The organism is Paraburkholderia sp. EB58, assembly GCF_050436665.1.
Classification (GTDB): domain Bacteria; phylum Pseudomonadota; class Gammaproteobacteria; order Burkholderiales; family Burkholderiaceae; genus Paraburkholderia.
This window is the reverse complement of sequence record NZ_JBNDMQ010000002.1, coordinates 393,746-407,842: the sequence shown is the minus strand read 5'-3', so window position 1 is coordinate 407,842 and position 14,097 is coordinate 393,746. Positions and strand designations below refer to the sequence as shown.

Here is a 14,097-nt window from a genome sequence, read left to right as displayed (position 1 = left end):
TTCTCATGACCAAAGTCGCCATCACCGGCGCAACCGGATTTGTCGGCCGGCATGTGCTCGCTGAACTCGCCTCGCGCGATCTTGGTGTCGTCGCGACAAGGCGCAGCCACTCGCTCGATGAGCCGCACCTGGCCAACGTGAAATGGGTCAACCTCGACCTGTCCTCAGCGCCCGGGCAAGCCTTCGAGGCACTCGGCCGTCCTGACGTGCTGATCCACCTCGCTTGGGGCGGCCTGCCGAACTATCGCTCGCTCAGGCATTTCGAGGTGGAACTCCCCGCGCACTATGCGTTCTTGCGGCAATTGACCGACGCGGGACTGAAATCATTGCTCGTCGCAGGAACCTGCCTCGAGTATGGCTTGCGTTCAGGCGCCCTCAGTGAGACCGACCCGACTGCCCCGGTCACGCCGTACGGATTTGCCAAGGACACGCTACGCCGCCAACTCGAATACCTGCAACGCGAGAGCGGTTCTGCATTCAAGCTGACCTGGGCACGGCTCTTCTTCATGCACGGCGAAGGGCAAGCCCCCACCTCGCTCTTGCCGCAACTCAAGCAGGCTGTGGAGCGAGGCGACCCCGTTTTCAGGATGTCTGGGGGCGAACAGCTACGCGACTATTTACGCGTCAGCGAGGTGGCAAAGCAGCTCGTCGAGCTGGCGCTCAGGCAAGAGGACATCGGGACCTTGAATGTCTGCTCGGGAACGCCACGCTCGGTTCGCGGAATGGTCGAACAATGGCTGCGTGACAACGACTGGCGGATTGCGCTCGATCTGGGTCACTACCCCTACCCCGACTATGAGCCGATGGCGTTCTGGGGCGTGCCGCGCAAACTCGAGCAGCTACTGGAGACGTCATGACCCAGCTTCAAACTTCAACTACACCGGTATCGCCCATGAATGATTTCCAACAGGAAGTGCGGGAGCGTATCGCGGCTAACGGCGAGAATGCCGAGCTGCGCGATGCGGGTCAGGCGTTTCTGCGGCTCAGCGCCGAGCAACGCTATTCGTACAACTTCGCCTCGCTTGGCCGTCCGATCATCCAGTATCCACAGGACATGGTCGCGATGCAGGAGCTGATCTGGAAAGTGCGGCCGGACCTCATCATCGAGACCGGGATCGCGCATGGCGGCTCCCTGATCCTGAGCGCGTCGATGCTGGCATTGCTCGACTATTGCGACGCGGTCGAAAGCAAGCAGATGCTCGATCCGAGCCGCCCCAGGCGCCGTGTGCTCGGCATCGATATCGACATCCGTGCGCACAATCGCCACGCGATCGAAGCCCATCCGTTGGCAAACCGGATCGATATGATCCAGGGTTCGTCGACCGCCCCCGAGGTCATCGACCAGGTGCGCCGTCATGCGGAAGGTTGGCAAACGGTGCTGGTCTGCCTCGACTCGAACCACACGCACGAACACGTGCTCGCCGAACTTGAGGCCTACGCGCCACTGGTCACGCCCGGCAGCTACTGTGTCGCCTTCGATACGCTCATCGAGGACATGCCGGCCGGCAGCTATCCCGACCGGCCATGGGACGTCGGCAACAATCCGAAAACGGCCGTCAGGGCCTACGTCGCACGACACCCGGAGTTCGAGGTCGACTGGCAGATCGATAACAAACTGCTGATTTCCGTGGCGCCCGAAGGCTATCTCAAACGCGTTCGCTGATACGCGTGAGGCGTTCAGGTTCCGGAGCCGGCAATGGCTAACCGTAGTCCACATCCTGCACGAAGCAAATCGAAATGAAAGTCGTCATTCTCGCTGGCGGGCTCGGCTCGCGTTTATCCGAAGAGACACAGTCGCGTCCGAAGCCGATGGTCACAGTCGGCGACCGGCCGATCCTGTGGCACATCATGAAGATCTACGCCTCGCACGGGATGACCGACTTCATCATCTGCTGTGGCTACAAGGGCTATGTGATCAAGGAGTATTTTGCCAACTACTTCCTGCACTCGTCCGACGTCACCTTCGACCTTGCGAAGAACAGCATGGAGGTACATCAGCGCTACGCCGAACCGTGGCGGGTCACGCTGATCGATACCGGCGAGCATTCCATGACCGGCGGTCGCCTGAAGCGCGCGTCGCATCTGCTGCGCGACGAAGACGCGTTTTGCTTCACCTATGGTGACGGTGTTGGCGACGTCAACATCACCGAACTGGTGCGTTTTCACAAGCGTCATGGCCGCCTCGCCACCGTGACCGGCGTGCAGCCGCCGGGACGCTACGGCGTGCTGCAGTTCGCCGATGACGAGAATGCCGTGGTGGGTTTCACGGAGAAGCCACAGGATGGCACGTCGTGGATCAATGGCGGCTATTTCGTCGCCTCACCACGCGTGCTCGACTACATCGCCGACGATGCGACGCCGTGGGAATCCGCACCGATGGAGCAGCTAGCCGCTAACGGAGAACTGCAGACGTATCGCCACAACGGATTCTGGCAACCGATGGACACCTTGCGCGACAAGCATCAGCTCGATGCGATCTGGGCAACTGGCAAAGCGCCCTGGAAGACCTGGTGATGAACGACACTCGCTTCTGGCTCGGTCGGCGCGTCTTCGTGACCGGCCACACCGGCTTCAAGGGAAGCTGGTTGTGCCTATGGCTGCAGCAGCTCGGCGCACAGGTCACAGGCTTTTCTCTTGACGCCCCCACCCAGCCATCGCTATTCGCAGAAGCCGAGGTGGCGCGGGGTATGCAATCCGTTAGCGGCGACGTGCGGGATCTGGCCGCCATACGCGACGCTATGAACGCCGCGCGGCCCGAAGTGGTGTTTCACCTCGCCGCGCAATCGCTGGTCAGGCGCTCTTATGTGGACCCGGTCGACACGTACGGGACCAATGTGATGGGCACCGTTCACGTGCTCGACGCGGTTCGCCAGATCGGCAGCGTGCGCGCCGTGGTCAACGTGACAAGTGACAAATGCTACGAAAATCTTGAAAGCACGCACGCTTACGCGGAAAGCGACCGGCTCGGCGGCTACGATCCGTATAGCAACAGTAAGGCATGTTCGGAACTGGTCACCGCCGCCTATCAACGCTCGTTCTTCGCGTCCGCCACGGGTGCGGTAGCGCGCGTAGGCATTGCCAGCGCTCGGGCCGGCAATGTGATCGGCGGTGGCGACTGGGCTGTCGACCGCCTGGTACCCGACCTGTTGCGCGCATTCGAGCGCGGCGCCCCCGCGATCGTGCGCCGCCCACGCGCGGTTCGCCCCTGGCAGCACGTGCTGGAGCCGCTCGCGGGATATCTTGCGCTCGCCGAGCGCCTGCACAGGAGCCCTGAACATTATTCCGGGGCATGGAACTTCGGGCCTCGCGCCGACGACATGCGCGCCGTCGACGAAATAGCTGCCGCACTTACGTCGGCGCTTGGCGACGGCGCGTCGTTCACTGTGCAGGCCGAAGCCAGCGCTCCGCACGAGACGGGACTGTTGTTGCTGGACGCCAGCAAGTCGCGCCGCGAGCTTGGCTGGGGATCGTGGCTCGAACTGGAGGAAGCGCTCGTCTGGATCGCGCAGTGGCACCGCGCACGACAAGCCGGCGCTAGCGTACGGCAAATCACGCTCGAGCAAATCGGGCGCTACGAAGCCAGAATTGGCGTGACAGCAACCGAAACGACTGCGCCTGCTGTCAATTGATGCGAGGATTGAAGTCTTGAACTGCCGCCACTGTGATCATCCGCTGACGTTTCCGTTTCTGGATCTTGGCTTCGCACCGCCCTCGAATGCCTATCTGAGCCATGCCGATCTGGCGCGGCCCGAACGCCACTATCCGCTCAAGCTGTTCGTCTGCGACGCGTGCCGACTGGTGCAAACCGAGGACTACGCCGCGCGGGAGACGTTGTTCGATGCGGATTATGCGTACTTCTCTTCGGTCTCCGAAAGCTGGCTCGCGCACGCGCGCCACTATGCGTCATCGGTTATCGAAGAATTGTCGCTGGGCCGCGATTCGTTCGTGATCGAGGTCGCCTCGAACGACGGCTATCTGTTGCGCAATTTCGTCTCCGCGCAGATCCCGTGTCTCGGCATCGAGCCGACCGCGAGCACCGCGGCGCGCGCCGAAGCGCTCGGCATTCCGGTCGTGCGGGAATTTTTTGGCGAGCAGCTAGCGCGCTCACTGGCTGCGTCCGGCCCCCTGGCCGACCTGATCATCGGCAATAACGTGTTTGCCCACGTGCCCGACGTCAACGACTTCGCCGCCGGCCTGAAAACCGTGCTCAAACCCGGCGGCACGATTACGCTGGAGTTTCCGCATCTGGTGAACCTGCTCGACGAAGTGCAGTTCGATACGGTGTATCACGAGCACTTCTCATATTTTTCATTGCAGGCCGTCGAGCATATCTTCCACGTGGCTGGCCTGCGAGTTTGTCGCGTCGAGCAGATCCGCACTCATGGCGGCAGCCTGCGTGTGTTCGGCTGCCATGCAGAGGACCCGCGCGCCGACGACGCTTCGGTCGAACGCATCCGTCACCTCGAAGAAGCGCGCGGCATCACGCAGCCCGAGACCTACAGGAATTTCCAGCAACGCGTGGACGATGCGAAGAACGGCCTGCTGCGCTTTCTGCTGGACGCCAAAGATGCCGGCCTCAAGGTGGCGGCGTACGGCGCCGCCGCGAAAGGCAATACGTTGCTCAACTACGCGGGTGTCAGACCTGACCTGCTGCCCATCGTCTGCGATGCTGCACCTTCCAAGCAGGGCAAGTTCATGCCCGGCAGCCATATTCCCATCGTTTCTCCCGCCGATCTCGCCCGTGCGAAGCCCGATGTCGTGTTGATCCTGCCGTGGAATATTTCGGATGAGATCGTCGCGCAACAGAGACCGGCGCTCGGGCCCGAGGTCCGCTTCGCAGTAGCCATGCCGGCGGTCAGATACCTGTGACAGGCTGGCGGTGCCCGCGTCAGCCGACGGCGCGGGTTAGCCGAACAGGGCCTGCACGGTCGGTAGCGCGCGGTCCCGCTCGGACAACAACGTGACTTCGCGCGGCCATCCGATCGCGAGTTGCGGATCATTGAAGGCTACGCCACGCTCGGCCGCCGGGTTGTGAAAAGCGGTATGCAGATAGAGCAACCGGCTATCGGGCTCGAGGCTCTGAAAACCGTGTGCGCAGCCTTCCGGAATGAACACCGCCCGGCAATTGGCCGCCGACAGTTCCACCGCATGCCATTTCATAAAGGTCGCGCTAGCGGGCCGCAGATCCACGATCACGTCCCAAACCCGGCCCTCAACGCAGCGCACCCACTTTGCATCGGCCTCAGCGCCTTGCTGAAAATGCAGGCCCCGCACCGTGCCGGCCGTGACCGTATGCGACCAGTTGATCTGCACGATCTGCCGTGCACCGTGGGCCTCGCCAAAATCGTTTGCGCAGAAGAGCCTCATGAAGCTACCGCGCGCATCTTCCTTCGGACTGCTCTGTGCGACAAACGCACCTGCTATCGGCAGGGCGCTCAATGGGTTGGATGTCATACGCTGTGTCTGAAAGAAAAGCCGGGAGAGATCCGATTAGCGTCCGGCCACGTACACGGCTTTCTCATCCTCGGTCAGCAGATTGAGCTGGCCGATGAACTGCTGTTGCCAGACGCCCGGATAGGCGGAGGTCAGGTGCTTCAGCAGCAGGTAGCTGCCGAGGCGTTCCACACAGAACGCCCAATTGCGGGTCTGATAACCCGAACGCTTTGCCGGATAGCGCGTCACACAGGCCCGCACCACCTTTTCGATCGACGAAATGGTCTGTATCCAGAAGTCAGTCGGGAACACGCCGAGCTCGATGCCGCCGGGCATAAACGCGTCGCTGCGGAAAAACGGCATGACTTCGTCGCCAGTCAACACACCCAGTTCCACGGCTTCCGATGTGAAGCGGAGAAAATCCTCCGGGACGTGCGCCAACTTGTACTGGTTGTAGTAGCCGCCGCTCACCGTCCCCGGTTTGACAACCAGAAATTCGCGACCGCCCGGCAACATAGACTGGTGCAGCAAGGCGTTGTCGAGCATGCGGCGGTTCACTACGTCCATCACGGGGTAATTCGCGGCAGGCACACCGCTGATCCTCGTGTTGGAGACGAACTTCCGGTACTGGCACATCCCTACATGGCGTACCTGAAGCCGATTTTTGACAATGTAGTTCTTGAGGGCGAAGCATCCAGCGAGCGAGCCCAGTTGCGGATGATAGGGTTCCCACTCGGGCGCGAGATCGCGCAGGTTGGTTTTGCCGGGACCTTGGGCCTCCCCGAGGTGCAGCATGGTCACGTAAGACGGAAACGCATAAGGCGGCGGCACGTGGGTAAAGCACACGTACAGTAGCTCGCGCGAGGCGGCCAACGGCGTCGCGATGAAACTCTCGCTCGCCTGGCCAAACCGCTTGCCCTCGCACGCCTGCAGTACCGCGCCGCGCAGTGCGTAGAAATTGCTCAAGCGGGACGGGTCTTCACTCTGGCGAATGGTTTCCTTCAGTTCGTTCAGGAATGCTATCTGTTCCCCGTGTTTCCGGTAGTTCGGATGCGGAGCGGGTAAGGACGACGGTTCGAATGCGCGCACCTGGATGTCAGGACACAATGCCAGTACCAGCGCTGTGATCCGTTCGACGAGAAGCGTTTTGAAACTGGTCCCGTCCGCACAAGTCGCAAGCGAGTCAAGCGCCTTGCGGAATTCGCCGGGCTCGCCTTCAAACAGGTCGAAGAGCTTTTCCGTGAGCGCGAACCAGGTGTTCCAGAACGATGGCTTCGCAACGATGTAGTAGCCCGTCATGGCAGAGCGGAAATCCATCGCCAGCGTGCGGAGGTTAACGTCGAGCTGGAGTTCCCGCAGATACGCCTCTGCCGCTTCAATCAAGCCAGGATGAAGCTGGTTGCCGTGCTCAAACACGTTCAGGTAGCAGGCTTGTTCCTCGCTGGCGGGCGAAAAGGTGTAAGCCTCGTAACCTGGATTGCCCTCGATGAACGCGTGAACCGACTCCGCATTCAGTGCGGTCCGCTGCGCGAAGTCCGATGACAGGAAGCCGTAGAGCTCGTCCTCATTGACGGTATGGCTCAGGAAAAAATTCCGCACCGCACTGTATTCGCGCCAATCCGGTTTCGCGTTCGCGGTGTTGTCGAGCACCGGAAACCCCGGGTCGAGCAGGCTGTGGCCCGCTTCGTCATTAGTAATCTGAAAGATATTGGCTTTCATCACTGCCCGCCTGTTGTTCGCCCGTCATATATCCATCCGCGGCAAGGCCAGCCTGCCCCATGGTTCCGCAGTATCGCGTGGTTCGGGTCAATGGCAGGCGATAAACAGACCCCTGAATCGGGCGCAATTTAGAGGATGAACCGATCGGCAGGGGCGATGTGGCGGCTTGTTATTGCAGCAGTTTCATCACTTGCTGCGGCTGCGAGTTTGCCTGGGCCAGCACCGAAATACCCGCCTGATTCAGCACTTCTGCCTGGCTCAGGTTGGCGGTTTCCTGCGCGAAATCAGCATCTGTGATTTGCGATTGCGCGCTCGAAAGGTCCGTCGACTCGGCCTGCTGCGAACCGGCTATCCCGACGAAGCGATTTTGCGCCGCGCCGAGCGTCGCCTGAATGGCGCTCACCGACGCCAGCGCATCGTCGATCGTTTCCATTGCGAGGTTCGCGCCGGCCATGGTGGTGACGTCCAGGGCTGCCACCGAGGTCGGCACACTGGTAGCGTTGCCCGTGCTGTTCGTGACGACGAGGCCGTTGTTCGCATTGATGCTGGCGAGAGCGGTTCCAGCCGGCTGTATGGCCACGCTCGCCCCAAAAGTGCTCGCCGGGCCGCCCGCCGTGTTCCACGAGACGGCCAGACTGGTTCCGTTGCCGGCAACATCGAACAGGGCGGACGCGGCCGTGCTCGACAGCTGGTTGCCGTTCTGGTCGACGAACGTCACGCTACCCGCGCCATTGGCTTGCACGCTGATCGAGGTAATCGCGTTTGCCGTGCTGGACGTCGCGGCTGCACCGGTCTGCGGATCGATATCGACGCCCGAAATCACACCGAGCACGGTGCCGGCAGCGGCGTTGGCCGTCGACGTGTTGCTGGCCCCTGCCGCAGCACTAATGGCCGCGAGCTCTGTCGACGGCAGGAGCGCGCTGTTGCCGCCCGTGTTGAGCGATAACTGCTGTCCGGCGCTGCCGGATGTAGTAGTGAACAGCGCGCTGGTTACCGTGCTCGAGATCGTCTGGCCGTTCTGGTCGGTGAATCTGAAACCGCCCAGACCGTTAGCCACGACATTGATTGCGGTGATCGCACCGGCGCCGCCTGAGGTGTTTTCGGCTCCGCTCGAGGTCAGGTCGAGGCCCGCGAGGGTGCCGAGCGGTGTACCGCCTGGCAGGTAGTCATCCGGACCGGAGACGGCTCCAAGCAAGGCTGCCGACAGACCTTGACCCAGGTTGATGCTGACGGTCTGGCCGACTTCTGCGCCGACCTGAACAGTGATCACGCCGGCCGTACCGTTCAGCAGATTCAGACCGTTGTAGGACGTTTGAGACGCAATGCGGTTCACTTCGGCGATCTGCTGGGCCACATCCTGTTGCAGCGCAGCCTTGTCGCTCACCGATAAGGTGCCACCCGCCGCTTCGACTGCAAGCTGACGGATCGTCTGCAAACTCTGTGTAATCTGGGTCACGCCCTCGCTGGCCGTTTGCAGCAGCGATACGCCGTCGTTGGCGTTGGACACGCCCTGATTCAGCCCGTTGATCGACGATTGCAGCGTGGTCGCGATCGCGAGGTCCGCTGCGTCGTCAGCGGCGCTGTTGAGGCGTTTGCCGGACGAGAGACGGGTGACCGCCTGCGTCAGGGCACTGCCCGAGCCATTCAGGTTTTCCTGTGCGATGAGCGAATCGATGTTGCTGCTGATGCTGAGCATCCGGGGTCCGTAATCGCGTCACATCGGCGATGTGGCTACGCTGAGATTTGACGGAAGCATGTATTCACTCGTAGCGGCCTCCTGAATCTGGATATCGGCGGCGGAGGGCTGAAACTTGAGACACTGGATGGCATCCGCCGTCTCTCGTGCCCCCGCCAATCATCCGAAATACGAGGAAATCAAGGCTCTGCTCTGCGCTTTAGGCGATACAGTCTGCCTCTACACTGCTCAAAATTGCCCTCCTCCTGCATCACGCAAGTTCAAGACGCCCGCCTGATCCGCACACATCTGTCATTAGTTGCCTCGCGCGAGCGCATACCATTTTTCAACAGGACCGCTTTTTATGAATGTTGCAAGCGAGGTCGTTCTCTCTCCCGTAACGGATTTCGTGTCGCACATCCTCTCGGCGCGGCGAGGAACGCTCAATCTGACCGAGCTGTTCACGATTGCGAGCCAACTGGAGGCGGTGCAGCAGGCCGAATTGGCGGCCGTACTGTATGAAACCTGGATCGCGCACAGCAGTTCGCCGTTCAAGCATTTTGCCCATTTCAACCTCGGCACGACCTTATTCAACCTGAACGATCTGGAAGGGGCCAAACGCGCCTACCTTCAGGCCATCGATCTGTCGGCTTCTTTCGTTCAACCGCATTTCAACCTTGGCCTGATCTATGAGCGGGCGAATCAGGTTGACGACGCCCTTGCCCAATGGTCATGGGTCGCGGAGAACACCTCGCCTGACGAGGCAGAGGATCGGCCGCTTCGGCTGCTGGCGCTCAACAATCTCGGCCGGTTGCAGGAAACCAGACAGCAGTACGCACAAGCGCTATCCAGCTTGACGAGAAGTCTGGAGCTGGAACCGAATCAACCCGACGTGCTCCATCACTGGGTGTTCCTGCGCGGCAAACAGTGCGACTGGCCGGTCTACACGCCGGTCGGTCAGGTGGATCCGGCGCTGATGCGCCAATCCACCTCGGCGCTGGCGATGATCGCCCTGTCCGACGATCCGGAAGCGCAGTTGGCAGCTGCCAGGAACTACGTCAAGAACAAGATCAACCTCAACGTTCCCGCTTTGTCGGGTCCGACGGCATACGGGCACAAGAAGATCCGCATCGGCTACCTGTCATCGGATTTCTGCCTGCATCCGGTCGCGATGCTAACCGCCGAATTGTTCGAGCTCCATGACAGGAAGCGCTTTGAAGTCTACGGCTATTGCTGGTCGCGTGAAGACGGCTCCGCCCTTCGCCAGCGCATCATCCAGTCGATGGACCGCTTTGAGCGGATCCACGAACTCACTGACGAGGCGGCGGCGCGGCTGATCCGCGAACATGAGGTCGATATCCTCGTCGATCTGCACGGCCAGACTCTCGGGGCACGCCCGAACTTGCTGGCCTATCGTCCCGCGCCCATCCAGGTGACCTACCTCGGATTGCCGGCTACGACAGGTCTGCCGTTTATCGACTACGTCATTGCCGATCGCTTCCTGATTCCGAAGAAATTCGCGAAGTACTACTCCGAAACACCGTTGTACATGCCGGACGTGTACCAGGTCAGCGATCGAAAACGCGTCAGCGGACCGGCGCCTTCGCGCGAAAGCTGCGGCTTGCCGCCTGAAGGGTTCGTGTTCTGCTCATTCAACAACAATTTCAAATTCACGCCTGAGGTATTCGAAGTCTGGATGAATATCCTGCGCCAGGTGCCCAATAGCGTGCTTTGGCTGCTGTCCGACAACCCGTGGGCCGAGGCGAATTTGCGCAAGACCGCAGAGGCGCTTGGCGTCGACGCGAACCGCCTGGTGTTCGCGCCGCGCGTGGCGCCGGAGAACTATCTGGCCCGCTATGCGGTCGCCGACCTGTTCCTCGATTCGTTCCCGTTCAATGCCGGCACTACTGCCAATGACGCGTTGTGGATGGGTTTGCCGGTCCTCACCTACAGCGGTCGGACCTTCGCCTCCCGCATGGCCGGCGCGCTGTTGACCGCTGCCGGGTTGGAGGAGCTGATCACCTACAGCCTGAAGGACTACGAGGAAAAGGCCGTGGCCCTCGCCAATGCGCAGGAGGATTGCTTGCGCCTGCGTGCGCATCTCGCCCAGGTCAGGGAAAGCGGGGTGCTGTTCGACACACCGCGCTTTACCGCCAACCTCGAAAAGCAGTTCAGGAAGCTTGTTGGTGCGCTGGACCAATCTGCTGTTTGACCCGGCACTCAACCTAAGCTGTTGCAAGCGGCGAGAGAATCCTCTCGCCGCGTCGTTGCGACGCAGCGTTACGCTGCGATCGCGGTCACACATCAAACCGTCAGGTACTGAATCTGGCTCGACGTCAACGGTGTTGTGAGTGCCTCTTCTTGTGCTGCGCTCAACGCACCCACCTGGCTGGACGTCAGGCTTTGCACCTGATCCGAGGTGAGCGCTGCCATCTGACCCGTGCTGAGCGCGACAATACTTGCGGTGGACAGCGCAACCGTCTGATCTGTGCTCAACACCGAGAGATCCGACGTCGTCAGTGCCGACACCTGAGCCGTGGTCAAGGCCGCGATCTGCCCAGTCGACAGACCGCTTTGCACCTGCACCGTTGTCAGCGCAGCCACTTGTGAGTACGTCAACGCTGCCATCTGGCTGGTCGTCAGGTTTTGCAGCTGGGTCGTGGTCAGCGCCTCTACCTGATTTGTCCCAAGAGCACTGATGTCCGCGGTTGAGAGCGCGCTCGCCTGCGTGGTGCTCAGCGCTGCCACGTCCGACGTCGTCAGCGCAGCCGCCTGGCTGGTACTCAATGCGGCGAGTTGATCCGTCGTCAGACCGTTCGATACCTGTGCCGTCGTCAATGCCGCCACCTGCGCGGCGCTCAGTGCCGACGTCTGGCTCGTCGTCAGATTCTGCAGTTGCGCGGTAGTCAGCGCCGCGACCTGGCCGGTGGTAAGCGCGGCGATATCGCCAGTGGATAGCGCGCTCGTTTGAGCCGTGCTCAGCGCTGCGACTTGCGCCGTCGTCAGCGCTGCTACCTGCGCGGTGGACAACGCAGCCACCTGGCTCGTCGTCAGACTCTGCGTTTGGGTAGTCGTCAGCGCGGCCAACTGGGCTGTTGTTAGCGACGACGACTGAGCCGTACTGAGTGCCGCGATCTGCGTGGTCGACAGGCCGTTGGCCACTTGTGCCGTGGTCAGCGCGGCGACTTGCGATGTCGTCAGTGCTGCTGCCTGGTCCGTCGTCAGGTTCTGCAGTTGCGATGTCGTCAGTGCGCTGATCTGGCTGTTCTTCAGGGCGGCGATGTCTGCCGTCGACAGCGCGCCGGTCTGGGACGTGCTTAGCGCCGCCACGTCTGCCGTCGACAGTCCTGACACCTGCGCAGTGGTCAGCGCGTTGATCTGCGTGGTAGTCAGGCTGTCGGCCTGAGCCGTAGTCAGCGCCGCTACTTGTGCGGCGCTCAGCGCCGCTGCCTGGCCCGTCGTCAGGCTCTGGACCTGCGCCGTCGTCAGCGCCGATACCTGGCTGGCCTTCAGCGCGGCGATGTCCTGCGTCGACAGCGCGTTAGCTTGTGCCGTCGTCAACGCGGCGACTTGCGCCGTCGTCAGCGCCGCGGCCTGTGCGGTGCTCAGTGCGTTGATCTGCGTGGTGGACAAGCCATTGACCAGTTGTGCCGTGGTCAGTGCCGCCACTTGCGCCGTCGTCAGCGCGGCTGCCTGGCTCGTCGTCAAGGTTTGCAGCTGCGCCGTCGTCAGCGCGGTGATCTGGTTCGTCTTCAGCGCAGCGACGTCCTGCGTGGACAACGCGCTCGACTGTGCCGTCGTCAGCGCGGCGACTTGTGCCGTCGTCAGCGCCGCTGTCTGCGCGGTGCCCAGCGCGGCAATCCGGTCCGTCGTCAAGCTCTGCAGTTGCGCCGTCGTCAGCACGTCGACCTGATTGGTCTTCAGTGCGGCGACGTCCTGCGTCGACAGCGCGTTAGCTTGTGCCGTCGTCAACGCGGCCACTTGCGCCGTGGTCAGCGCCGCTGCCTGCGCCGTACCCAGCGCGTTGATCTGCGACGTCGTCAGGCCGTTGACCAGTTGCGATGTCGTCAGCGCGGCCACTTGTGCCGTTGTCAGCGCCGCCACCTGGCTTGTCGTCAGGTTCTGCAGCTGCGTCGTCGTCAGCGCGCCGATCTGGTTCGTCTTCAGCGCCGCGATGTCCTGCGTCGACAACGCGCTAGCTTGTGCCGTCGTCAGTGCGGCCACTTGCGCGGTCGTCAGTGCCGCTGCCTGCGCGGTGCTCATTGCGCCGATCTGCGACGTCGACAGCCAACTCGATACCTGCGTTGCCGTCATGGCCGCCACTTGCGCCGTCGTCATCGCTGCGGCCTGGCTCGTTGTCAGGTTCTGCAGTTGCGCTGTCGTGAGCGCGCGGATCTGGCTGGTCTTCAGCGCCGCGATGTCCTGCGTCGACAACGCGCTCGACTGAGCCGTCGTCAGCGCGGCCACTTGCATCGTAGTCAGTGCCACTGCCTGCGCGGTGTTGAGCGCGGCGATCTGGCCCGTCGTCAGCGCCTGCAGTTGCCCCGTTGTCAACGCGCTGATCTGGCTGGTCTTCAGCGCGGCGACGTCTTGCGTCGACAGCGCGCTAACCTGCGCTGTGCTCAGCGCAGCCACGTCCGCCGTCGTCAGCGCGCTCGCCTGGCTAGTACTCATGGCTCCGATTTGCGCTGTCGACAGGCCGTTCGCGACCTGCGTCGTCGTCAACGCCCCTACCTGGGCGTAGGTCAGCGCGGCCGCTTGCGCGGTCGTCAGGTTCTGCAGTTGTACCGTCGACAGCGTCGCAATCTGGTTGGTCTTCAGCGCGGCAATATCGCCCGTCGAAAGCGCGTCGATCTGACTGCTGGAAAGGACGGCGAGCGCCGCCGTGCTGATCGAGACGACGTCGGCAGTCGACACCACCGACAATTGCGTGGTCGTCAGGGCTGCGGCCTGCGCGGTCGTCAGCGCCTGAATGTTGGAGGTCGTGAGTTTCCCGATCTGTTGGGTCGTCAGGGCAGCAATCTGAGACGGCGTCAGCGACGATACGATTGAAGTCATGCTTCACACTTCCTGGATTTTATTGTTGCGCGACGGCGCTTTCCGCACACATGCATGGTTGTCCGCCCCCCGGATCGCTCGACCATGGAGTCGATCGAAGATCTGCGCTTCCTATAAAAAAACGGCGCAATCAGCCCTCAAGAGCCTAGCGCCGTAAAATTTCGCTGCTGCACCCTGGTCGCCTGACCGTGGTCAGGCGACTTGGGCCGTCA

General features: G+C 61.9%; 10 protein-coding genes. 6 read left to right on the top strand and 4 right to left on the bottom strand.

Features of this window, described 5'->3' with window-relative positions; translation table 11 throughout:
• Nucleotides 1-5 precede the first annotated feature (5 nt).
• The 5 genes from P3T40_RS04450 (at nucleotide 6) to P3T40_RS04430 (ending at nucleotide 4,869) form a co-directional block, all read left to right on the top strand.
• Nucleotides 6-857, top strand: coding sequence for an NAD-dependent epimerase/dehydratase family protein (locus P3T40_RS04450; RefSeq protein WP_429266456.1), 852 nt, complete (start codon nucleotides 6-8; stop codon nucleotides 855-857).
• 35 nt (nucleotides 858-892) lie between these two features.
• Nucleotides 893-1,663, top strand: a complete 771-nt coding sequence (locus tag P3T40_RS04445; protein ID WP_429266455.1) for a cephalosporin hydroxylase family protein — start codon at nucleotides 893-895, stop codon at nucleotides 1,661-1,663.
• Between the two features lie 74 nt (nucleotides 1,664-1,737).
• Complete coding sequence (rfbF, locus tag P3T40_RS04440; protein ID WP_429266454.1) at nucleotides 1,738-2,514, top strand: glucose-1-phosphate cytidylyltransferase; 777 nt, start codon at nucleotides 1,738-1,740, stop codon at nucleotides 2,512-2,514.
• Nucleotides 2,514-3,629: a CDP-glucose 4,6-dehydratase gene (rfbG, locus tag P3T40_RS04435; RefSeq protein ID WP_429266453.1), complete on the top strand. Its 1,116-nt coding sequence runs from the start codon at nucleotides 2,514-2,516 to the stop codon at nucleotides 3,627-3,629. Before rfbF ends, rfbG begins: the two co-directional genes overlap by 1 nt.
• 16 nt (nucleotides 3,630-3,645) lie before the next feature.
• Complete coding sequence (locus P3T40_RS04430) at nucleotides 3,646-4,869, top strand: class I SAM-dependent methyltransferase (protein ID WP_429266452.1); 1,224 nt, start codon at nucleotides 3,646-3,648, stop codon at nucleotides 4,867-4,869.
• A 36-nt stretch (nucleotides 4,870-4,905) separates the two neighbouring features.
• Here the strand turns inward: P3T40_RS04430 and P3T40_RS04425 are convergent, their stop codons facing one another.
• The 3 genes from P3T40_RS04425 to P3T40_RS04415 form a co-directional block, all read right to left on the bottom strand.
• Nucleotides 4,906-5,454 (bottom strand): dTDP-4-dehydrorhamnose 3,5-epimerase family protein, encoded by a 549-nt coding sequence (locus tag P3T40_RS04425; RefSeq protein WP_429266451.1) that lies wholly within the window; start codon nucleotides 5,452-5,454, stop codon nucleotides 4,906-4,908.
• Between the two features lie 36 nt (nucleotides 5,455-5,490).
• A complete protein-coding gene (locus tag P3T40_RS04420) occupies nucleotides 5,491-7,152 on the bottom strand; it encodes a hypothetical protein (RefSeq protein WP_429266450.1) in 1,662 nt (553 codons plus the stop codon).
• 169 nt (nucleotides 7,153-7,321) lie between these two features.
• Entirely contained in the window at nucleotides 7,322-8,848 is a 1,527-nt protein-coding gene (locus P3T40_RS04415) for a flagellin (RefSeq protein WP_429266449.1), read from the bottom strand.
• A 343-nt stretch (nucleotides 8,849-9,191) separates the two neighbouring features.
• Between P3T40_RS04415 and P3T40_RS04410 the strand changes: the two genes are divergently transcribed.
• Entirely contained in the window at nucleotides 9,192-11,039 is a 1,848-nt protein-coding gene (locus P3T40_RS04410; RefSeq protein WP_429266448.1) for a tetratricopeptide repeat protein, read from the top strand.
• A 92-nt stretch (nucleotides 11,040-11,131) separates the two neighbouring features.
• Here P3T40_RS04410 and P3T40_RS04405 read toward each other — a convergent pair whose 3' ends face one another.
• Nucleotides 11,132-13,885 (bottom strand): beta strand repeat-containing protein, encoded by a 2,754-nt coding sequence (locus tag P3T40_RS04405; protein ID WP_429266447.1) that lies wholly within the window; start codon nucleotides 13,883-13,885, stop codon nucleotides 11,132-11,134.
• Nucleotides 13,886-14,097: the final 212 nt, after the last annotated feature.

Coding starts and splice junctions, on each gene's coding strand:
- P3T40_RS04450 (WP_429266456.1), top strand. CDS start 6: ATGACCAAAGTCGCCATCACCGGCGCAACCGGATTTGTCGGCCGGCAT.
- P3T40_RS04445 (WP_429266455.1), top strand. CDS start 893: ATGAATGATTTCCAACAGGAAGTGCGGGAGCGTATCGCGGCTAACGGC.
- rfbF (WP_429266454.1), top strand. CDS start 1,738: ATGAAAGTCGTCATTCTCGCTGGCGGGCTCGGCTCGCGTTTATCCGAA.
- rfbG (WP_429266453.1), top strand. CDS start 2,514: ATGAACGACACTCGCTTCTGGCTCGGTCGGCGCGTCTTCGTGACCGGC.
- P3T40_RS04425 (WP_429266451.1), bottom strand. CDS start 5,454: ATGACATCCAACCCATTGAGCGCCCTGCCGATAGCAGGTGCGTTTGTC.
- P3T40_RS04420 (WP_429266450.1), bottom strand. CDS start 7,152: ATGAAAGCCAATATCTTTCAGATTACTAATGACGAAGCGGGCCACAGC.
- P3T40_RS04415 (WP_429266449.1), bottom strand. CDS start 8,848: ATGCTCAGCATCAGCAGCAACATCGATTCGCTCATCGCACAGGAAAAC.
- P3T40_RS04410 (WP_429266448.1), top strand. CDS start 9,192: ATGAATGTTGCAAGCGAGGTCGTTCTCTCTCCCGTAACGGATTTCGTG.
- P3T40_RS04405 (WP_429266447.1), bottom strand. CDS start 13,885: ATGACTTCAATCGTATCGTCGCTGACGCCGTCTCAGATTGCTGCCCTG.